Here is a 22,343-nt window from a genome sequence, read left to right as displayed (position 1 = left end):
GTGAGTACCGGCGCGGACCTGTTCGAACAGCTCGTCGCCCGCCTGCGCGACGCCGGCATCGCCACCGACGCCGAATCGCTGGCCGACGCCCTCTGGCTGTCCGAACGCATGACCCCGCCGGCGCCCGTCCCGCCCGCGGCGGCGCACCGGCCGTACCCGCGGTCCGCCGCCCGGCTCTCCGCGCCGGCCGCCACACCGCCGGAACCGCCCCGGCGCCGGCTGCCGTACGTCAACCAGGCAGGCGGCGGCCGGCTCGAACCCCTGCCGCTGGAACAGGCGTTGCGCCCGCTGCGGCACTACCGGCCCCGGGTGCCGTCCCGGCCGGGCGACCTCGACGAGGCGGCCACCGCCGAGACCAGCGCCCGCAGCGGCCAGATCACCCCGGTCTTCCAGCAGGTAAGCCGCCGTGAGGCCCAGCTGCTGCTGCTGATGGACGACTCGCCGTCCATGGTGGTCTGGGACGGCATGCTGAACGAACTGCGCCTGGTCTGCGAACAGGTCGGCGCCTTCCGCGACGTCGCCGTGCACTACCTGCGCCCGCGTTCCGACGGCGAGGCCGGGGTCGCCGCGGCCCCCTCCGGCCTCGCGCCGGCCGCCTCCGCGGACCGGCTGCTCGACCCCACCGGGCGGACCGTCCTGCTGCTGCTCAGCGACTGCTGCGGCGCCCTGTGGCGGCACGGCGCCGCCCAGCGGCTGCTGCACCGCTTCTCCCGCACCGGACCGGTCGCCGTCCTCCAGCCACTGCCGCAGCGCATGTGGCAGCGCACGCTGCTGCCCGCCGAACCCGGCATGCTGTGCTCCACCGCGGGCCACGGCGGCAGGCTGGAGTTCGTACCCCGCCGCCGCCGGCACGGGCCCGTCGCGGAGGACAGCGTCGCGGTCCCGGTGCTCGCCCCGACCCGGGCCGCCCTGGGCGCCTGGGCCCGCGCGGTCTCCGGCAGCCACCGCGCCGGCCTGGACGCCGCCGCCGTCCGGGTCCGCGAGGACCACCCCGGTGGCCCGCCCCCGCCCGCCGACCCGGCACCGGCCGACCCCGAACGGCTGGTGGCGGACTTCCAGGCACTGTCCTCGCCGGCCGCCCACCACCTGGCGGTGTACCTGTCGGCCGCGCCGCTGGCGTACCCGGTGATGCGCGCGGTCCAGGAGGCGATGATGCCGCAGACCGGGCCCGCCGAGATGGCGGAGATCCTGCTCGGCGAACTGCTGGCCCGCGCCGACGACCGGCCGCCGACCGTTCCCGCGCAGCGGCTGCCCGGCGGGCCCGCCCACCCGCCGGCCGGCCGCAGCGGGCCGTGGTACACCTTCGCCCCCGGCGTCCGCGACGTGCTGCTGCGCCGGCTCGGCCTCGGGGAGGCGTCCCTGGTGCTCAAGCACTGTGCGCTGTACGTCGACCGCGTCTACGGCCCCCGGGTCCGCAACGTGCCCGCCCTGGTGCTGGGTTACCTCTCCGGCACCGAACCCGGCACGGTCCTGCCGCCGTTCGACGGGCCGCCGGCGTCATCCGGGGTGCCGTCCGCGTTCGCCGAGGCCGCCCACGGGGTACTGCGCCGCTTCCAGCCCGGCGGCGTCACCGCCGAATCCGGCCGGGCCGCCCCCGGCGTGGTCATCGCGCACCGCGGCCGGGTCACCGAGGGCGCCCGGCACCGGCTGGCCCGGTTCCGCGAACACGGCACCATCAGCGACCTGTGGGAGGCCATCCGCCTGCTGCGCACCGCACCCGCCGACCCCGGCCGTCCCGCGCAGTCGGTGCCCGCCCGCACCCTGCTCGCCGAATGCCTGCTCGCCCTGTGGGAGGTCCGGCGCGGCGACGACCTGCTCGCCGAGGCGCACACCACCGCCCGCGCCGCCACCGCGGTGGCCGACCGGCCCTCCACCGCCGGGCAACGGGCCCTGCCGCCGGAAGTCGCCGGGCGGGCCCATCTGGTGCGCGGCCAGGTGCTCTTCGCCATCGCCCGGGCCCAGGACCACCCCATCACCCCCGACCGCGCCCTGGCCGGCGCCGCCGCCCACCTCAACCGCGCTGCCCGCCTGTCACGCGCCGACCCCGAACAGGCGCTGGCCGCGCGGATGGCCCTGGTCGACCTGGCCCGCGCCCGGTACGACCGCACCGGTGACCGGGCCGCCCTGCGCGACGCCCGCGAACGCCTCGACGCCGCCCTCGCCGCCCGCCCGGCCGGCGCGCCCGTGCCGCCCGCCGTGCTGGCCGCCCGCGGCGCGCTGCTCGCCGCCCTCGCGGAGGACGCGCTGCGCCGCAACGCGCCGGACCGCGCCCGCGAACCGGCCCGCGCCGCCGTGGCCGACCTCGCCGCGGCCGCCGCGTCACCGTTCACCGCCTTCCCCGGCCGGTACGCCCGCGCCCTGCTCGCGCTGGCCGCCGCCCGCGCCCTCGCCACCGGTGACCCCGGCGCACCCGAGGTCATGGCCGACCTGCGCCGCGCCCTCGCCGCCGCGGAGGGCCGCACCCCCGACCAGGCCGCCGCGTCGCCGTCCGCCGCGTCGCCGTCCGCCGTCGCACCCTCCGCCACAGCACCGCCGCCGACCACCGCACCGTCCGCCAGCACCCCGCCGTCCACCACCGCGCCCCCGCGCACCACCGCACCGCCGTCCACCACCGCACCGTCCGCCGCCGCGCCCGCCCCCGCCGCGCCCGGTGGGACCGCCTCCGGTGGGACCGCCTCCCGTGCGACCGCCGCAGACCCCGCCTCCGGTGGGACCGCCGCAGACCCCGCGCCCGGTGCGACCGCCCCCGGTGCGACCGCGGGAGCGCCCGGCGCCGCTGAACCGCTCCGCGTCACCGCCGGCGTGTGGGGCGACGCCACCCGGGTGACCGGCGACGACGCCTACGTCATCTACACCTCCGGGTCGACCGGCACCCCCAAGGGCGTCGTCATCGGGCACCGCGGCATCCTCAACCTGCTCGACGCGTTCCAGGCCCGCCGCGCCCTGCCGCCCCGCAGCCGGCACAGCACCTGCGCCAGCCCCGGTTTCGACGCGGCGGTGCTGGAGACCTGGACCGCGCTGAGCACCGGCGGCGAACTCCTCGTCGCGCCCGACAGCCGGCGCTGGAACCCCGAGGGGTTCGCCGACTGGCTGGCCCGCGAACGGGTCGCGCACGCCTACATCCCCGCGGCGTTCCTGCCCGCCCTGGCCGACGGCCTGCGCCACGGCCTCGACCTGGGGGCCCTGCGCCGGGTCGTCGTCGCCGTCGAACCCATCCCGCGCGGCCTGCTCGGCGCGATAGGACGCGCCCTGCCCGACCTCACCCTGATCAACGGCTACGGACCCACCGAGGCGTCGGTGTGCGTCACGATGTACGAGGTCACCGAGGCGGACGACGGCCCCGAACGCACCCCCATCGGCACCGCTGTCCCCGGTATCCGGCTGCTGGTGGAACCGCCGGCCACCACCGCGGCGGCGCAGGACGAGGCCGCGGACGAGGTGGCGGACGGACCCGGCGGCGGGGTCCGGGGGGAACTGCACATCGGCGGCGTGGGCGTCGGCCGCCACCTGCGCCCCGACCCGTCCGGCCGGTCCGCCTTCTACACCCGCCCGGCCGAAGACGGCACGCCCGTGCCGTACTACCGCACCGGCGACCTGGTACGGCGCGACCCCGACGGCTGCTACACCTTCCTCGGCCGGGTCGACGACATGGTCAAGATCCGCGGCTACCGCGTCGAGCCCGGCGACGTCGAACACGCCCTGCTCGACCAGCCCGGCCTCACCCAGGCCGTGGTGCTCAAACGTTCGCCCGATCCCGGCGCCCCGGCCGGCCGCGCCGAGCAGCTGGTCGCCTACGTCGTCCCGGCCCCCGGCACCAGCCCCGACCTGCCCGGGATCTACCGGCGGCTGCGCGCGACCCTGCCCTGGTACGCCGTGCCGCACCGGATCGAGCCGCTCGACGCCTTCCCGCTGACCCCGCACGGGAAGATCGACCGCAAGGCCCTCGCCGCCGCCCCGCTCACCCCGGCCCCGCCCCCGCCGCCCGGTGAGACCCTGGCCCCGCCCCCGCTCTCCGGTGACACCCCGGTCCCGCTCGCCCCCGCACCTCAGCAGCCGTCCGGCGAAGCCCCCGCCCCGCCGGACGGCGACGCCCTGCTGCGCGTGTGGCGCGACGCGCTGGGCGCGGACGGCGACCCGCGGGTGTCCTTCCTCGCGAACGGCGGCGACTCGCTCGCCGCCGGCCGGACCACCGCCCTGCTGCTCGCCCGCCTCGGCAAGCGCGTCCGGGTGCTCGACGTCCTGCTGGCCCAGGACCTGGAAGGACTGCGCGCGACGGTCGGCGACGCCCCGGACGCCGTCCCCGGCGACGACCTGCCGCAGGGCGTCCCACCGGCACGGCAGGCCGGCTCCCCGGTCCCGGCGACGTACGGGCAGCGCGGGCTGTGGTTCCACGACGCCCTGCATCCCGGCAGCGCCGTCTACAACGAACCGCTCGCGCTGCGCCTGCGCGGCCCGCTGGACACCGGCGCGCTGTCGCGGGCCATCGGCGCCGTCGTCGAACGGCACGAGGCGCTGCGGACCGGTCTGGTGATGAGCGGCGGCACGCTGGGGCTTGTGGTCCGCCCGCCGGGCGCCCAGGAGCTGACCACCCGGGACCTGCGCGACGTTCCGGCGGCCCGGCGCGCCGACGCCGTGGCCCAGGCGGTCCGCGAGACCGTCCGGCAGCCGTTCGACCTGGCCGCCGGACCGCATCTGCGCTGCCACCTGGTGACCTGCGGCGAGCAGGACCACCTGCTGGTGCTGGCCCTGCACCACAGCGCGTTCGACGGCGGGTCCGCCGACGTGCTGTTCGAGGAACTCGCCGCGTTCTACAGCGCCGATGTCCGGGGCGAGGACGCGACCCTGGCACCGGAGCCGGGCCGGTACGCCGACCACGCGCTGCGGCAGCACGCGCTGATCACCGGCGGCCACCTGGCACCGGACCTCGCCTACTGGCGCGACCAGCTGGCCGGCCTGCCGCAGACCCTGGACCTGCCCGGCGACGTCCCGCGGCCGCGCACCCCGGCCGGCGAGGGCGCCCTGGTCCGCGACCGCCTGCCGCGCGCGCTGACCGAACGCGTCGACGCGCTGGCCCGCGACGCCGCGGTGACCCGCTACACCGTGCTGCTGTCGGCCCTGCACATCCTGCTCGCCCGGTACTGCGGCACCGAGGACGTGGCCGTCGGTGCGCCCTTCTCCGGCCGCGACCTGCCCGGCACCGAGCGGTCCGTCGGCTACTACCTCAACACGCTGCCGCTGCGCGCCGACCTGCGCGGCGCCCCCACCTTCCGGCAGCTGCTCGCCCGCACCCGGCGCACCGTCACGGACGCCTACACCCACCAGCGCGTCCCCTACGGCTACCTGCTGGAGCGGCTGGGCGCCGCCGCGCCGGCCGAGAACCCCTACCTCCAGGTGTGCCTGGTGCCGGAGGACGTCTACCGGCACGAGATGACCTTCGCGGGCGTCGGCGCGACCTTCGAGTACTACGACACCGGCGTCGCCAAGTTCGACCTGACCGTCAACCTCATCCCCGACCCCGGCGGCGGGCTGCGGCTCACCGCCGAGTACCGCACGGACCTGTTCGGCGGGCCGGCCGTCGAGCGGCTGCTCGGTCACCTGCGCACCCTGCTGGAGTCGGCGACCGCGCGGCCCGACGACCCCGTCGACCGCCTCGGCATGCTGCCCGACGCCGAACGCGCCCGTATCCTGCGGGACTTCGCGGGCGAGGCGGCCCCCGCACCCCAACCGGCTTCGGCAGTGCACCAGTTGGTGGACCGGCGGGCGCAGAGCACCCCCGAGGCGATCGCCGTCGTGGCCGGCGCCGAACAGCTGACGTACCGTCAACTCATTGACCGTGCAGACCAATTGGCGTACTACCTGGCCGAACGGGGCGCCGAACCCGGCACCCGTGTCGGGGTCCGGCTGCCCCGCTGCGCCAGCGCGGTCGTGGCGTTCCTCGCCGTGCTCAAGACCGGCGCCGCCTACGTCCCGCTCGACCCGGCCTACCCCGAGCGGCGGCTCGCCTTCATGGCCGACGACGCCGGACTCGTCCTCGAACTGACCCCCCACCTGCTCGACGCGGACCGCGAGGAGATCGCCGACGGCCCGCAACGCCCGCCCGCGGTCGCCGTGACCGGTCAGGACGCGGCGTACGTCATCTACACCTCCGGGTCCACCGGGCGGCCCAAGGGCGTGGAGACACCGCACCGCGCGGTCGCCGACCTCGCCCTGGGCGCCGCCGGCTGGGCGCGGATCGACGAGCGCTCCCGGCTGCTGCTCGTCGCCTCGCTCTCCTTCGACATGGTCACCTTCGACATCTGGGCGGCCCTGGCCAACGGCGCCCGGCTCGTCCTGGCCCCGCCCGGCCCGCTCGGCCCCGGCGGCGTCGCCGAGGCGTTCACCCGCCACGCCGTCACCCACGCCGACCTGCCGACCGCCGTCTTCCACCGCCAGGCCGAGGAGGACCCGTACGCCTTCGCAGGCCTCGACACGCTCATCGCCGGCGGCGAGGTGCTCGACCCCGGACTCGCCGCCCGGGTCCTGGCCGCCGCTCCGGACCTGCGGCTGATCAACGGGTACGGCCCGACCGAGGCCACCACCTACGCCACCTACCACGTCCTGCGCGGCGGCGACGGTGGCGACGGCACCGGTCCCGTACCGCTGGGCCGTCCGACGCCGGGCACCCGGGTGCGCATCCTCGACCTGCACCGGCAGCCGGCCCCGGTCGGCGTACCCGGCGAACTCCACCTCGGCGGGCCCGGGTTGGCCCTGGGCTACCTCAACCGCCCGGACCTGACCGCCGAACGCTTCGGCCAGGACCCGTACGGCGCGCCCGGTGAGACGCTCTACGCCACCGGCGACCTCGCCCGCTGGCGGCCCGGCGGCACGATCGAGCACACCGGCCGGATCGACGGCCAGGTCAAGCTCTACGGCCACCGCGTCGAGCCCGGCGAGGTCGAGGCGGTGCTGCGCGCCCACCCGGACGTCACGCACGCCGTCGTCACCCGGCGCGAGGACCGGCCCGGCACCCCCTACCTCGCCGCCTACTACACCACCGCCGACGGGAACCCGTTGCCCGCGCGGGAGTTGACCGACCTGGCCGCCGCCCGGCTGCCGGCGTACATGGTGCCCAGGGTCTTCACCGTGCTGGACCGCGTGCCGGTCACCGCGAGCGGCAAGACCGACCGCGCCGCGCTGCCGCCCCCGGCCGCCGCGCACGCCGCCGTGAACCCGCCGCAGGGCGGCGCACCGGGCACCGGCGCCGGGCAGGACCCGCCGGCCGACGGCCCGGCCGCCGTGCAGGAGCGGATCGCCGCCATCTGGCGCGAGATCCTGGTGCTGGACACCGTCGGCCCCGACGAGCGCCTGTTCGACATCGGCGGCGCGTCCTTGCACGTCACCCTCATCCACCAGCGCGTCACCCGGGACTTCGGGCTGCCGGAGCTGCGGATGATCGACCTGTTCAGCCACCCCACCCTGCGCGCCTACGCCGCCCACGTGCACCGGCTGAGCGAGCGGCCCGGGCCGGCGCCCCGGTGAGCGCCGCGGGCCCGGCGGCCGCCGTCATCGGCATGGCCGGGCGCTTCCCCGGCGCCGCCGACCCCGACGCGCTGTGGTCGATGCTGGCGGCCGGCAACGAGGCGGTCCGCCGCTTCACGCCCGCCGAACTGCGCGCCGCCGGGGTGGCAGGGGAGACCCTCGCCGACCCCGGCTACGTCCCGTTCGGCGCCGACCTGTCGGGCATCGAGGACTTCGACGCCGCCTTCTTCGGCATCACGCCCGCCGACGCGCGGCTCACCGACCCGCAGCACCGCGTCCTGCTGGAATGCGTCTGGGCCGCCCTGGAGGACGCCGGCACCCCGCCCACCGCCCACGGCGGCCGGATCGGCGTGTTCGCCAGCACCAGCCTCAGCTCCTACCTGCTGCACCACGTGCTGCGTCACCCCGACCACCGCGACCAGGCCTTCAGCTACCCGGTGCTGCTCGGCAACGACAAGGACTTCCTCGCCACCCGCATCTCCTACGCGCTGGACCTGCACGGCCCCAGCGTCAGCGTGCAGTCGGCCTGCTCCAGCTCACTGGTCGCCGTCGACCAGGCGTGCGCCGCGCTGCGGGCCGGGCGGTGCGACGTCGCGGTGGCCGGCGGGGTCAGCGTGTTCACCCCGCAGACCGTCGGGCACCGCCACCTTTCGGGCGGCACGTACAGCCGTGACGGGCACTGCCGGCCGTTCGACGCGGCGGCCTCCGGCATGGTGCGCGGCAGCGGCTGCGGCGTCGTGGTGCTCAAACGCCTCGACGACGCCCTCGCCGACCGCGACCACATCCACGCGGTCGTCGCCGGCACGGCCGTCAACAACGACGGCCGCACCAAGGCGGCCTACACCGCCCCCAGCGCCGAAGGGCAGCACGAGGTCATCCGCGCCTGCCTCGACGCCTGCGCGGTGCCCGCCTCCCGGATCGGCTACGTCGAGGCGCACGGGACCGGCACCTACCTCGGCGACCCCATCGAGGTCGCCGCCCTGCACCGCGCCTACCGCGACGGCGGCGACCCGCCGCACGCGTGCGCCCTCGGCAGCGTCAAGGCCAACATCGGCCACCTCGACGCCGCCGCCGGCGTCACCGGACTCATCAAGACCGTGCTCGTCCTGCGCCACCAGGCCATCCCGCCGCAGATCAACTTCACCGAACCCAACCCCGAACTGCGCCTGCACGAAACGCCGTTCACCGTCACCACGCACCTGGTGCGGCCCGCCCGCCCGCTGCTGGCCGCCGCCGTCACCTCACTGGGCATCGGCGGCACCAACGCGCACTGCGTCCTGACCCCGGCCCCCGCGCCCCCCGGCCGGCCGCCCGCCCCCGCCGGCGCGTACACCCTGCGCCTGTCGGCACCGGACGAGGACCGGGTCCGCGACGCCGCCGGCGACCTGCTCGCCCACCTCGAACGCCACCCCGGCACCCGGCTGGACGACCTCGCCCACACCCTGGCGCACGGCCGCCTCCCGCTGGACCACCGCACCGCGGTGACCGCCTCCACCGTGCGCGAGGCCGTCGCCCGCCTGCGGGACCTGCGCGACGGCACACCGGCCGGCCCCGGCACCCCGGACCCCGGCCGGGTCGGCGACACGAGCCACGCCAGGACGGTCCGGCTGCCCGGCATCCGGCTGCGCCGCGAACGCCACTGGATCGAAGCCGGCAGCCCCGCACCGCCGGCCCGCGCCGCGAACCCGCAGGACCCCGGGGCGCCGGCCGACCCGGTCGAGGCCGCCGCCGAGGTCTTCCGCACCCGCCTCGGCGTCGCGGCCGTCGGCCCGGACGACGACTTCTTCGCCCTCGGCGGGGACTCCCTGCACGCCATCGAGGCCGTCGACGCCCTCAACCGGCACCTGGGCACCCACCTGAGCCTGGAGCGCTTCACCAGCCTGCGCACCCCCCGGCAGGTGGCCCGCTGGTGCGACGAGCCCCACGACGACCAGGACACGATGGTGGTGGTCAAGGAGGGCGCCCCGGGCCACGAGCGCGGACCGGTCTTCCTCATCCACCCCTCGGGCGGCACCATCGCCTTCGCCCAGGCCCTGGCCCGGCACACCACCGACACCAGCCCGGTCCACGCCATCCGCTACCCGGCCGCACTGCGCGAGACCCTCACCACCGTCGCGAGGATGGCCCGCCACTACGTCCGGCTCATCCGCCGCGCCCAGCCGCACGGCCCCTACCGGATCGGCGGCTACTCCCTGGGCGGCAGCATCGCCCTGGAGGCCGCCCGGCTGCTCACCGACAGCGGCGAATACGTCGAACAGGTACTGCTGTGGGACACCCGGCCGCCCGGCGCGCAGCCGGCGGCCCTGCCGGAGCAGGACTTCCGCGACCTGTTCCCCGGCCTGCTGCGCCTGATGTTCGCCCTGCCCGGGCCATCCGACCCCGCGGCACCCGCGTCGTACCGCACGGCCGAGGAGGCCATCGAATCGGTCCGCCGGCCGGACTGGACCCCGGCCACCGTCCGCGAGCTGCGCACCCTCTACGACGTCTGGCGCGTCTGCGACCGGGCCGCCGCCGGCCACCGCCCGCCGCCCTACAGCGGTGCCGTCCACCTGTTCGCGGCCCGCGAACCGCTCCCGCAGGGCGCACCGGGCGTCTTCGCCGGCGGCGCGCCCTGCACCGCCGAGGAGTGGCGGCCGTACCTCACCGGTGACCTGCGGGTGACGGTCGTGCCCGGCCACCACTTCAGCATGTTCGACCCGCAGTGGCTGCCGGCGCTGGCCGCCGCCTACGACCGCGCCCTGCGCACCGCGCCGCCCGCCGCAGACCGCCCCCCGCCGCCGCCCGCTCCCGACCCCGGTGCCCGCCCGGTCGCCCTGCTCTTCCCGGGCCAGGGCAGCCAGCACACCGGCATGGGACGCGAACTCCTGGCCCGCTACCCGGACCTGGTCGCTGAGGCCGACCAGGTGCTCGGGTACTCCATCGCCGCGGTGTGCGCCGGCGACCCCCGACGGCCGCTGAAGGACACCGCCTACGGCCAGCCCGCCATCTACGTCGTCGGCGCGCTGGCCGCCCGCGACCACCTGCGCGAGTACGGCGAGCACCCGGCGGTGCTGCTGGGCCACAGCGTGGGGGAGTACAACGCCCTTGAGGCCGCCGGGGTGTTCACCTTCGCCGAGGGCCTGCGCCTGGTGGCCGCGCGCGCCGCCGCCATGTCCCGGATCGCCGGCGGCATGATCGCCGTCACCGGCCTGTCCTGTCCGGAGATCCTCGCCGTCGTCGGCGACCACGGCCCGGTGGACCTCGCCGCGGTCAACGCACCGCGCAACCACAGCCTGTCCGGCCCGGAGGAGGACCTGGAGGCGCTCACGCCGGTCCTGCTGGAACGCGGCGCCCGCTCGGTGCGCCGGCTCAACGTCAGCGGCCCGTTCCACTCCCGCCTGATGGCCCCGGCGGCGGCCCGGTTCCGCTCCTGCGTCGAGGACCTGGCGCCGCGCTGGTCCGCGCCGGCCGCCCCGGTCATCGCCAACACCACGGCCCGCCCGCACACCGTGGAGGCGTTGCCGGACGAACTCGTCGCGCAGATCGACCACCCGGTGCGGTGGGCCCGCTCGCTGGAACGCGCCATCGCCGACCACGATCCGCGGTTCCACGAGATCGGTGGCCGGCGCGTCCTGACGCCCATGGTCACCCAGGTACGGGCCGCGCTGCCGGACCGGTGACCCCCGGCCCGGGGCCCGCCCGGTCGGCCCGCGCGCGGTCAGGCCGGGACCGCGGTGGCGCCGCCCTCGGTCCCCAGACGACCTCACCGGGGCGCCGGTCGTCCGCCGCGCCGCCGCCGCGGCGGCCGCGCTGCCGGACCGGTGACCCCCGGCCCGGGGCCCGCCCGGTCGGCCCGCGCGCGGTCAGGCCGGGACCGCGGTGGCGCCGCCCTCGGTCTCCCAGACGACCTCACCGGGGCGCCGGTCGTCCGCCGCGCCGCCGCCGCGGACGGTGGCCAGCAGCGCGCGGGCGGTGAGCGCGTTGTCCGGTGCGCTGGCCGAGGCCATCAGCCGTTCGGCCTCCCGCGCACCGGTCTCCGGCGGCACCACCAGCAGGTCCCAGCGGCCGGCCCGGGTGGACAGCACGCAGATCTCGTTGGGGTCCTGCTCGGCGCCGAACCAGCCCAGGTGCATCGTGCGCCCGTTCACCGCGACCCGGCGGGGGACCTCGGGCCACAGCGAGTTGTTCACCGTGAGGTGGCCGATCCGCCCGAAACGCTCGTCCAACGCGGCGACCAGGGACGGCAGTTCGGCCCGCAGGTCACGCGATCGCGGCCACCAGGCCCCGTCCAGCCGGCGCCGTCGCGGACCGGCGGGCACGAACGCCACCCGGGCGGCCGGCGCCGGCGCGGAGTGCGGGTCTTCGGTGGGAGGGGTGGTGCGGAGTGTCGTCGCGGTCATGGTGGAGACCCCTCATCCGGACCCCGTGGGGCCCGGCGGATTTCGTTCCCGAGGACGACGCCGGCATGAAGGCCGGAATGCGAAATGCCCTCGATGTCCCCAGCGTACTCCGCGAAGGGCCCCGCCCGGCGCCTCGCGGGCCGTGGGCCGGGGCCGGGGGACCGGCCGGGCCGGGTCAGGCGATCGCCACCCCGTACGGCGCGGACCCGGCGGTGACGACGCTGGCGGCGTTGGTGGCGGTGTCGATGACCGAGAGGTTGTTCACGCCCTGGTCGGCGACGTGCGCGTGCGCGCCGTCCGGGGTGACGGCCACGCCGAACGGGCCGAGGCCGACGCCGATGGGGCCGCCGAGCACGGTGTCGGTGGTGGTGCTGATCACCGACACGGTCCCCGAGCCGTTGTTGGCGACGTAGGCGCGGGTGCGGTCCGGGGTGAAGGCCACCGTGCGGGGGCTGATGCCGATGGTGACGGGGCTGCCGACCACGGTGTTGGTCGCGGTGCCGACCACCACCATGGCGTTCGAACCGGACAGGGTGACGTACGCCTTGGTGCCGTCCGGCGAGACCGCCACACCGTAGGGCGTGGTGCCCGCGGTGACGGTCGCCGCGGTACCGGTGAGGGTGATCACGGTGCCGCCGCCGGTGGAACCGCGACTGGGCGAGATGGGTATGAGTGTCTCCTGTGCCATGCCGGAGAGTCGAAGGCGGATCGAAGGGGCCGGAGCGCGGTCACCGGACAGGCCGGTACGCGGGCCGGCCGCCCGCGTGGTGACCGGCGGTCAGATGCCGGGCGCCGCGACGCGGGTGTAGGGCAGGCCCGCGGTGGTACCGCCCGGCGTGACCGCGGTGACGCCGACCGGTCCTGCGGCGCCGGCCGGGGCCGTCGCGGTGATCACGGAGTCGGACAGCACGGCGAACGCCGCGGGCACGCCCCCGAAGAGCACCGACGTGGTGGTGGTCAGCCCCGACCCGGCCAGGGTGACGGTGTTGCCGCCGGCCGGCGGGCCCGCGTTCGGGGCCAGCGAGGTGAGGACCGGCACCGTCACGTAGGTGTAGCCCAGGCCGTTGCTGGTCCCGGCCGGGGTGACGACGGTGACCGCGACGGTGCCGGCGGCGCCGGCCGGTGCGGTGGCGTCGACCCGGACGTCGGACACCACGGTGAACGAGGCGGCCGGTGCGGCGCCGAAGCGGACCGCGGTGGCGGTGACCAGGCCGGAGCCGGACAGGACGACGGCGGTGGAGCCGGCCACCGGCCCGGAGCCCGGGACGGCCGACGTCAGGGCCGGGGCGGGCAGGTAGTAGTAGAAGACGTCGCCAGCCGTGGCCCCGGCCGGGGTGGTGACGACGACCGGCACGGCGCCCGCGGCCCCCGACGGCGGCACGGCGCTGATCTGCGTACCGGACACCACCGTGAACGACGTCGCCGCGGCGGAGCCGAACCGGACCGCGGTGGCCCCGGTCAGGGCGGTGCCGGTCAGCGTGACGGTGTTGCCGCCCGCGGCGGTGCCCTGGGCGGGCGTCAGACCGGTCAGCGTCGCAGCGGCCAGGTAGGTGTACGTCACGCCGGCGCTGGTACCGCCGGGCGTGGTGATCGTGACGCTGACGGCGCCGGCGGCACCGGGCGGGGCGATCGCGGTGACCTGGGTCGCCGAGACCGCGGTGAACGACGCGGCGGTCGCGCCGAACCGGACCGCGGTGGCACCGGTCAGGGCGGTGCCGGTCAGCGTGACGGTGTTGCCGCCGGCGACCGGTCCCTGGGCGGGCGCCGGCGTGGTGATGACCGGGGCCGTCGTCGTGTACGTGAAGTCGATGCCGTTGCTCGTGCCGCTGGGGCCGGTCACCGTGATCTGCACGGTCCCGGTCCCGGCGGGGGCGACCGCGGTGATCCGGGTCGCGGACGAGACGGTGAACGACGTCGAGAGCACGGCGCCGAAGGCGATGGACGTCACGCCGGTGAACCCCGTACCGGTGAGGGTCACGGTGACACCGGCCGGCCCCGACGGCGGGCTGCACACGGTGATGGTGGGTGCGACCAGCGGAGCGAGCGGGCCCGCGCCGGCGGCCGGTGAACTGGGGTGGTTCTGCACTGCCGTTCTCCTCCAGGGGACGAAGGCCGCGTCCGGGCACCGCACGCGGCGCGGGACACCGCGGCCGCCCGGCCGCGGGCGATGTACCGCCCGCGGCCGGGCGGACGGTCCCGGCGACCGCGACCGCCGGGACCGCACCGGCGCGGATCAGATGCCGGGGCCCGCCACGTAGGTGTAGCTGTCGCCCGCCGTGGCCGTTCCTCCCGCGTTGGTCACGGTGACGTCGACGGCACCGGCGGTTCCGGGCGGCGTGACCGCGGAGACCGTCGTGGCGTTGATGACGGTGAACGGGGCCGGTATGCCGGCGAAGCCCACCTCCTCGGTGCTGTCGAGGTTGGTGCCGGTGATGGTCACCGCCGTGCCGCCCGACGCCGCTCCCGCGGTCGGGGCGACCGTGGCGATGGTCGGCGCGTCGATGTAGGTGAACGACAGGCCGTTGTTGCTGCCGCCGGCGGTGGTCACGGTGACCCCCACCGTTCCGCCCGAGCCCGCGGGCACGACGGCGGTGATCTGACTGTCCGACACCACGGTCGGCGTGGCCGAGTTGGGGCCGAAGGCCACCGAGGTGGCGGTCGACAGCCCGGTGCCGTTGACGGTGACGGTGTCACCGCCCGCGCTGGACCCGGAGACCGGGCTCAGGCTGGACTTGAACGGCGCCCCGACGTAGAAGAACGACAGCGGGTTGCTGGTGCCGCCCGGGGTGGTCACGGTGACCCCGACCGAGCCGGAGCCGGACGGGGAGACCGCGGTGACCTGGGTGGGCGAGACGTTGGTGACGGCGGTGGCCGACTTGGTGCCGAAGTGCACCGCGCTGGTCCCGGTGAGGTTGGTGCCGGTGATGGTGACGGTGGTGCCGCCCCCGGTTGATCCCTGGTTCGGGCTGATGGGCATGGTCGTCCTCCTGGCGCCCCCTGAGGGGCGGGAAACCGCTGGTGGTTCGGTCCCGTCCCGGGCGCCGCCGCCGCTCACCGGTGAGGACACGGCGGCGGGACGGCCGGGATCGGGGGCACGGCGCGAAGACCGTGCGGTGGGTGATGGATTCGGTGTGGTCACAGCCCTGGCCACGGAGGGACCGAACTGCGCGGGCGCCGCGCACACCGTCCCTCGGGGGACGGCGGAGGCCGCCGCACCGGCCGGCGCCGCGTAACGCGGCACCGGCCAGTGGATCCGAAGCCCTCCACGGGGGCGCCCATCGCGACAGGGGCGGTGGACGCCGCCAGGCCCCGTGAACGAGGACTGTCAACGAGCAGGCCGGTGCCGCGCTCCCCCGGAGAGGGATGGGCGGCCCACCGGTTCAGATGACTCAAGTAGCCCATGCATCTGGCATATTGGCAATGATTTTAATCAAAAGTCACCTTTTTGACGGAGTATTCGCGTTCAGTACCGTTCCGACCTGCTGGAACCGGCGAGCCACGGCCGACGCGCCGTCAGCTTCCGCCCGCCCCGGCAGCCGGTCCGCCGCCGCACGCGCCCCATGGACCTCACGGGCCGTGACGCGCCTCACGGGTGGCCGTCCGGCGCCGCACGGGCCCGTTCGGGTGTACCGGCGGGTGTACCGGGCGGCGCCGGGGTACCCGGGGGTGGAGTACCGCGCCGACCCGCGCCGACCCGGAGGAGAACCGCATGACCGACCACCCGTCGCTGCCGCCCGGGATCCGCGCCTGCCTGTTCGACCTGGACGGAGTGCTGACCAGCACCGCCGTCGTCCACGCCGCCGCGTGGAAGGAGGTCTTCGACAAGGTCCTGGCCGGCCGCGAGGGCCAGAAGCCGTTCGACAAGGTGGCCGACTACGACGCCTACGTGGACGGCCTGCCCCGGGCGGAGGGGGTGCGCTCCTTCCTGGAGTCGCGCGGCATCCACCTGCCGGACGGCGACGAGGACGACCCGCCGGACGCCGAGACCGTCAACGGCATCGGCAACCGCAAGAACGAGATCGTGCTGAAGCTGTTCAAGGACAAGGGCATCGACGCCTACCCGGGCTCCGTGCGCTTCGTCAAGGCGGTCAAGGCGGCCGGGCTGCGCCGCGCGGTGGTCTCCTCCAGCGCCAACTGCCAGGCCGCGCTCCAGGCCGCCGGCATCGAGGACCTGTTCGAGGAACGGGTCGACGGGGTCACCGCCCGCCAGGACCACCTGGCCGGCAAACCGCACCCCGACACCTTCCTGGCCGCCGCCCGCGCCCTGGGCGTCGAACCCGGACAGGCGGCCGTCTTCGAGGACGCGCTCGCCGGCATGGAGGCCGGCCGGGCCGGACACTTCGGCCACGTCGTCGGCGTCAACCGCACCGGACAGGCCGACGCGCTGCGCGAGCACGGCGCCGACGTCGTGGTGGACGACCTCGCCGAACTGCTGGAGCCGCGTTCGTGATCACCCATCCGGCGTTCTCCTGCGCCCCCTGGAACCTGACCGAGACCGAACTGAACCTGGACGTGCTGCCGCAGAGCGAATCGGTCTTCGCGCTGTCCAACGGGCACGTCGGCTGGCGCGGCAACCTCGACGAGGGCGAACCGCACGGCCTGCCCGGCACCTACCTCAACGGCCTGCACGAACTGCGCCGGCTGCCCTACGCCGAGGCCGGGTACGGCTACCCGGAGTCCGGGCAGTCCGTCATCAACGTGACCAACGGCAAGGTCCTGCGGCTGCTGGTCGACGACGAGCCGTTCGACCTGCGCTACGGCCAACTGCACCACCACGAACGCGTCCTGGACTTCCGCACCGGCCTGCTGCACCGCACCGCCGAGTGGACCTCGCCGGCCGGCCGCCGGGTCCGGCTGCGCTCCACCCGCCTGGTGTCGCTGACCCAGCGGGCGATCGCCGCGCTGCGCTGGGAGATCGAACCGGTCGACGAACCGGTGCAGGTGGTCGTGCAGTCCGAGCTGATCGCCAACGAGCAGATGCCCGGCGGGGAGGGCGACCCCCGCGCGGCCTCCTCCGTGGACGATCCGCTGGAGTCCCAGGAGCACCACGCGGACGGCACCAGCCTGCGGCTGATCCACCGCACCCGGCACAGCGGCCTGCTGGTCGCGGCGGCGGCCGGCCACCGCGTCCAGGGACCGACCGGCACGCAGACCCACGCCGACAGCTCCGCCGACCTGGCCCGCTTCACCGTGGTCGGTCGGCTCGAACCCGGCCAGCGGCTGTGCGTCGACAAGACCGTCGCCTACGGCTGGTCCGGCGCCCGGTCCCGGCCCGCTGTGCGCGACCAGGTCGACGCCGCCCTCGCCGCCGGGGAACGCACCGGCTGGCAGGGCCTGGTGGACGAACAGCGCGCCTACCTCGACGACTTCTGGGACCGTTCCGACGTCGAGGTCGAGGGCGACCCGGAGGTGCAGCAGGCGGTCCGCTTCGCGCTCTTCCACGTGCTCCAGGCCGGCGCCCGCGCCGAGGAACGGGCCATCGCCGCCAAGGGCCTGACCGGTTCCGGCTACGACGGGCACAGCTTCTGGGACACCGAGGGCTTCGTCCTGCCGATGCTGACCTACACCGCCCCGCTCACCGTGGCCCACGCCCTGCGCTGGCGGCACAGCACCCTGCCGGCCGCCCGGGACCGGGCCCGCCAACTCGGCCTGCGCGGTGCCACGTTCCCCTGGCGGACCATCGCGGGGGAGGAGTGCTCGGCCTACTGGCCGGCCGGCACCGCCGCGTTCCACATCAACGCCGCCGTCGCCGACGCCGTGATCCGCTACACCCACGCCACCGGCGACACCGCCTTCGAACGCGACATCGGGCTCGAACTCCTGGTGGAGACCGCCCGGATGTGGGCCTCGCTGGGCCACCACGACCACGACGGCGTCTTCCACATCGACGGCGTCACCGGCCCCGACGAGTACAGCGCCGTGTGCGACGACAACACGTACACCAACCTGATGGCCCAGGCGAACCTGCGGGCCGCCGCCGACTGCGCCGAACACCACCAGGAGATCGCCCGCGGCCTCGGCGTCGACCACGACGAGACCGAACAGTGGCGGGCGGCCGCCGACGGCATGGCGGTGCCGTACGACAAACGGCTCGAGGTCCACGAACAGGCCGTCGGCTACACCGGCCACGCCGAGTGGGACTTCGACAACACCGGCCCGGACGACTACCCGCTGATGCTGCACTACCCGTACTTCGACCTGTACCGCAAGCAGGTGATCAAGCAGGCGGACCTGGTCCTGGCGATGTTCGTGCGCGGCGAGGCCTTCACCGCCGAGCAGAAGGCGCGCAACTTCGAGTACTACGAGCGGATCACCGTACGCGACTCCTCCCTGTCGGCCTGCTGCCAGGCCGTACTGGCCGCCGAGACCGGCCACCTCGGCCTGGCCTACGACTACCTGGGCGAGGCCGCCACGATGGACCTGCTCGACCTGGAGCACAACACCCGCGACGGCCTGCACATCGCCTCGCTCGCCGGAACCTGGATCGCGCTGGTCTCCGGCTTCGGCGGCATGCGCAGCGACGGCGGGGAACTGCGCTTCGCCCCCCGGCTGCCCCCGGAGATCACCCGGCTGGCCTTCCGCGTCACGGTGCTCGGCTCACGCCTGCACGTCGAGGTCACCCGGAACGAGGCGCGCTACAGCCTGGACGACGGCGACGACTCCCTCACGGTGCGGCACTTCGGCCGGCGCCTGACGGTGGCCCCCGGCCGCCCGGCCGTCCGCACCCTCCCGGACCTCCCCCTGCGTCCCGCGCCCCAACAGCCCCCGGGCCGCGCGCCGCACCACCGCACCCCCGCCGTCAAGGACGACTGAGGGCGCGGCGGCCTCGGTTCCCACCGGTTCGGTCCGGCTCCGCCTGCCCGGTCCGGGCAGGCCGGGCGGTCCGGGGCGGTCCGGGGCCGGGGCCGGGTGACGCCGGGGCGAGCCGTGGTTCGGGGCCGGCGCGGCCGGGGATCACCGTTCCTCCGGGGGCGGCGACGGCGTGTCGCGGCCGGGGGCGTTCGCGGACGGCGCAACGGCTCCGCCCTCGGCGTACTCCGCTCCGCGCCGGCGCCGGGGCGGTCAGAATGAGCCGTATGAGGCTTCTGGTGATCGGCGGATCGGTCTTTCTCGGCAGGGCGTTCGTCCAGGAGGCGCTGCGGCGCGGCTGGGAGGTGACCACCTTCAACCGCGGCAGGACGCAGGCCGACCCGGACGGCGTCCAGGTCGTGCGCGGCGACCGCGAGGACGCGGCGGACCTCGCGCGGCTCGCCGGGTCCGGTCCGTGGGACGCGGTCGTGGACGTCTGCGGGTACGTGCCGCGGGTGGTCGGGGCCTCGGTCGCCGCGCTGGCCGGGTCCGCGTCGGCCTACCTGTTCATCTCCTCGGTCAACGCCCGTCCCGGCTGGCCCGCCGAGCCGGTGAACGAGAACTCGCCCCGGCACGAGGGCAGTCCGCTCGCCGGTCCCGACGACGGCGACTACGGCATACTGAAGGTCGGCTGCTCGATGGCCGTCGAGCAGGGCTTCCCCGGCCGCGCCCTGATTTTCGAACCCGGTCTGGTCGTCGGACCGCACGACCGGGTGCGCCGCACCACCTGGTGGCTGCGCCGCGCCGCCGAGGGCGGCCGGATGATCGCGCCCGGCACGCCCGACCGCGGGATGCAGCTGATCGACGCCCGCGACATCGCCGCCTTCGGCCTGGACCGGATCGAGGCGCAGGACAGCGGTACGTACCTGGTCACCGGGCCGCAGGCGAACACCACGTGGGGCGACTTCCTGGCCGCCTGCGTCGCCGAGACCGGCGGCCGCGCGGAACTGGTGTGGGTGGGCGACGACATCCTCATCGAGCACGAGGTCGGGATCTGGACCGAACTCCCGCTGTGGGCACCGGCTCGCCGCGATAGCGCCGCGGCCTGTGAGGTCGACACGGCCAAGGCCCGCGCGGCGGGTTTGCGGTGCCGCCCGGTCGAGGAGTCCGTCCACGACACCGCCGCCTGGCTCCTCGGCCCCGGCGGTCTCGACGAGGCGTTCGCCGCGTACCGCGCCGTCGGCGACATCGAGACCCTCACCCCCGAGCGCGAACGGACCCTGATAGCCGCCGCGGACGCCAGGAGCGCGTGACCGGTGAGGACGGGAGCGGCGGGACGCGGGCGCTACCTCCCGTAGGACGCGGCCAGGTTGAGCGTGCGACCGGGACGCGGTCGCGGTGGACCGGTGCGTTCGGGTGCGGGCGGAGGGGGAACGCGGTCGTGGTGGGCCGGTGCGTTCGGGTCGCGGGGGAGGAGTAGCCGCCGTCGCGACGCGATCCCACGTGCGGGCTCAGGTGGCCGGCGTCGCGCTCAACTGGCGGGCGGGCAGCGGGAGTACGACGTCAGGAGTGCGGCGGCACCGGGCTCCGGCGGCCGTTCCCGGCGCGGTCTGCCGGAGGCCGCAGCGGTGCCGCGTACGCGTTGCCGGCGGAGCCGGACGGTTCTCTTGACAGTGCTCTGAGCGAGGAACATATTGCGTGAGAGCGCTCTCACAGCTCCCCCCGTCGTGCCGGTCACCGGCCGACGCTGTCGTCCTGCCCCCCTCCCACGAGGAGTTCGCATGTCGATCAGAGACAAGCGCGTACGGTCACCGCGTCATCGAAGAGACGGCGGACTGACCGTCGGCCTGTTGGTTCTCAGCGTCATCACCGCGGTCACGATGACCGGCTCGCCCTCCGCCGCGGCCCAGCCGGCGGCCGCGTCGCCGGCCAGGACCGCCGCCGTCCGGCCGGCCGCCCACACCGCCGCGGTGCGGCCGTCCGACGTCCCGGCACCGCCGTCGGGATTCAGCACCACCTGGAGCGACGACTTCAGCGGCGCCGCCAACTCGGGGCTGGACACCGGCACCTGGCGCTACGACACCGGCGCGGGCAGCGGCTTCGGCACCGGTGAGATCGAGACGATGACCGACAGCACCTCCAACGTCTACCAGGACGGCAGCGGCCACCTGGTGCTCAAGGCGCTGCACACGGGCACCGACCCCAACTCCGGCTGGACGTCGGGCCGGGTCGAGACGCAGGCCGACGGCTTCGGCGCGCCGGCCGGCGGAGTGGTGCGGATGCAGGCGTCCATCCAGCAGCCGAACGTCACCACGGCCAACGGAGCCGGGTACTGGCCGGCGTTCTGGATGCTGGGTTCGCCGCTGCGCGTCGGCGTCCCGTGGCCGGGGTCCGGTGAGGTCGACACGATGGAGGACATCAACGGCCGCAGTTCGGTCTTCGGCACGCTGCACTGCGGCGTCAGCCCGGGCGGCCCGTGCAACGAGTCCACCGGGATCGGCAGCGGCGAGCAGGCGTGCACCGGTTGCCAGACCGGCTACCACACCTACGCGGTGGAGGTCGACCGGTCGACCTCGCCCGAGCAGATCCGCTGGTACCTCGACGGCGCCAACTACTTCACCGTGAAGTCCAACCAGGTGGACGCCACCACCTGGGCCAACGCCGTCGACCACAGCTTCTACATCATCTTCGACCTCGCCATGGGCGGCGGGTTCCCGGCCGCGTTCGGCGGCGGCCCCAACGCCTCGACGGTCTCCGGCGGTCAGATGAACGTCGACTACGTCGCCGTCTACAACAAGCCGCCGGCCGGCAACAGCGGCCTGGGCGCGAACATCGCCCAGGGCAAGCCGACCACGGCCTCCTCGGTGGAGAGCGCCGACTTCCCGGCGTCCAACGCCACCGACGGCAACATCACCACCCGCTGGTCGAGCGGCTTCTCCGACCCGCAGTGGCTCCAGGTCGACCTCGGCCAGTCCTACAAGCTCACGCACGCGACCTTGACCTGGGAGGCGGCCGCCGCATCGGCCTACCAGCTACAGACGTCCACCGACGGCACGACGTGGACCACCGTGTACACCAACAGCAACAGTCCGGCCGACATCCAGGACACCGCGCTGACCGGCACCGGCCGCTACGTACGGATCTACGCGACGGCCCGGGCCTCGCAATGGGGTGACTCGCTGTACGAACTGGCCCTCTACGGCTCGCCGTCCTCCGGCGGCGGCACCGGCGGCAGCACCCTGCTGTCGCAGGGCAAAACCGCGACCGCCTCGTCGCAGGAGAACACCAGCTTCCCGGCGTCGGCCGCGGTCGACGGTGACAACGGCACCCGCTGGTCCAGCGCGTTCACCGACCCGCAGTGGCTGGAGGTGGACCTGGGGGCGACCCACACCATCAGCCAGGTGGTGCTCGACTGGGAGACCGCCTACGCCACCGCGTTCCAGATCCAGACGTCCACCGACGGCTCCACCTGGAACACCGCCTACTCCACCACCACCGGCACCGGCGGCGACCAGACCCTGCCGATCTCCGCGTCCGCCCGGTACGTGCGCATGTACGGCACCGCCCGGAACACCCAGTACGGCTACTCGCTCTGGGAGTTCCAGGTCCTCGGCAGCTGACCCCCCGTCCTGGGGGGGGCCCCCCCCCCCCCCCCCC

The 22,343-nt window shown here is 75.5% G+C and carries 10 protein-coding genes; 6 read left to right on the top strand and 4 right to left on the bottom strand.

Annotation, left to right across the window (positions count from 1 at the left end; genetic code table 11):
- A complete protein-coding gene (locus POF43_RS27800) occupies positions 1-7,518 on the top strand; it encodes a non-ribosomal peptide synthetase (protein ID WP_282704819.1) in 7,518 nt (2,505 codons plus the stop codon).
- A complete protein-coding gene (locus tag POF43_RS27795; protein WP_282704818.1) occupies positions 7,515-11,177 on the top strand; it encodes a beta-ketoacyl synthase N-terminal-like domain-containing protein in 3,663 nt (1,220 codons plus the stop codon). The genes POF43_RS27800 and POF43_RS27795 overlap by 4 nt, the downstream gene beginning before the upstream one ends.
- A 183-nt stretch (positions 11,178-11,360) precedes the next feature.
- Here POF43_RS27795 and POF43_RS27790 read toward each other — a convergent pair whose 3' ends face one another.
- From POF43_RS27790 to POF43_RS27775, 4 genes are all read right to left on the bottom strand, one after another.
- A complete protein-coding gene (locus POF43_RS27790) occupies positions 11,361-11,897 on the bottom strand; it encodes a DUF5994 family protein (RefSeq protein WP_271324295.1) in 537 nt (178 codons plus the stop codon).
- A gap of 175 nt (positions 11,898-12,072) precedes the next feature.
- A complete protein-coding gene (locus tag POF43_RS27785; protein ID WP_271324296.1) occupies positions 12,073-12,585 on the bottom strand; it encodes a YncE family protein in 513 nt (170 codons plus the stop codon).
- Positions 12,586-12,675: 90 nt separating this feature from the next.
- On the bottom strand, positions 12,676-13,983 hold the full coding sequence (locus POF43_RS27780; RefSeq protein ID WP_271324297.1) for an IPT/TIG domain-containing protein: 1,308 nt from the start codon (positions 13,981-13,983) through the stop codon (positions 12,676-12,678).
- Between the two features lie 147 nt (positions 13,984-14,130).
- Entirely contained in the window at positions 14,131-14,874 is a 744-nt protein-coding gene (locus tag POF43_RS27775; RefSeq protein ID WP_271324298.1) for an IPT/TIG domain-containing protein, read from the bottom strand.
- A 732-nt stretch (positions 14,875-15,606) separates the two neighbouring features.
- Here POF43_RS27775 and POF43_RS27770 point away from each other — a divergent pair.
- The 4 genes from POF43_RS27770 (at position 15,607) to POF43_RS27755 (ending at position 22,306) form a co-directional block, all read left to right on the top strand.
- Positions 15,607-16,347 (top strand): HAD family hydrolase, encoded by a 741-nt coding sequence (locus POF43_RS27770; RefSeq protein ID WP_271315585.1) that lies wholly within the window; start codon positions 15,607-15,609, stop codon positions 16,345-16,347.
- Positions 16,344-18,710, top strand: a complete 2,367-nt coding sequence (locus POF43_RS27765; RefSeq protein WP_282704817.1) for a glycoside hydrolase family 65 protein — start codon at positions 16,344-16,346, stop codon at positions 18,708-18,710. Before POF43_RS27770 ends, POF43_RS27765 begins: the two co-directional genes overlap by 4 nt.
- Positions 18,711-18,973: 263 nt before the next feature.
- Positions 18,974-19,999, top strand: a complete 1,026-nt coding sequence (locus POF43_RS27760; protein WP_271324131.1) for an NAD-dependent epimerase/dehydratase family protein — start codon at positions 18,974-18,976, stop codon at positions 19,997-19,999.
- 468 nt (positions 20,000-20,467) lie between these two features.
- Positions 20,468-22,306 (top strand): discoidin domain-containing protein, encoded by a 1,839-nt coding sequence (locus POF43_RS27755; RefSeq protein ID WP_271318147.1) that lies wholly within the window; start codon positions 20,468-20,470, stop codon positions 22,304-22,306.
- Positions 22,307-22,343 lie beyond the last annotated feature (37 nt).

The organism is Streptantibioticus silvisoli, assembly GCF_027947535.2.
GTDB lineage: Bacteria > Actinomycetota > Actinomycetes > Streptomycetales > Streptomycetaceae > Streptantibioticus_C > Streptantibioticus_C silvisoli.
Note: the sequence above shows the minus strand (reverse complement) of the source record. Positions and strands in the feature narration are given on the sequence as shown.

Excerpts from the sequence above, each read along its gene's own strand:
- POF43_RS27790 (WP_271324295.1), bottom strand. The coding sequence starts at position 11,897 with ATGACCGCGACGACACTCCGCACCACCCCTCCCACCGAAGACCCGCAC.
- POF43_RS27785 (WP_271324296.1), bottom strand. The coding sequence starts at position 12,585 with ATGGCACAGGAGACACTCATACCCATCTCGCCCAGTCGCGGTTCCACC.
- POF43_RS27775 (WP_271324298.1), bottom strand. The coding sequence starts at position 14,874 with ATGCCCATCAGCCCGAACCAGGGATCAACCGGGGGCGGCACCACCGTC.
- POF43_RS27770 (WP_271315585.1), top strand. The coding sequence starts at position 15,607 with ATGACCGACCACCCGTCGCTGCCGCCCGGGATCCGCGCCTGCCTGTTC.
- POF43_RS27760 (WP_271324131.1), top strand. The coding sequence starts at position 18,974 with ATGAGGCTTCTGGTGATCGGCGGATCGGTCTTTCTCGGCAGGGCGTTC.
- POF43_RS27755 (WP_271318147.1), top strand. The coding sequence starts at position 20,468 with ATGTCGATCAGAGACAAGCGCGTACGGTCACCGCGTCATCGAAGAGAC.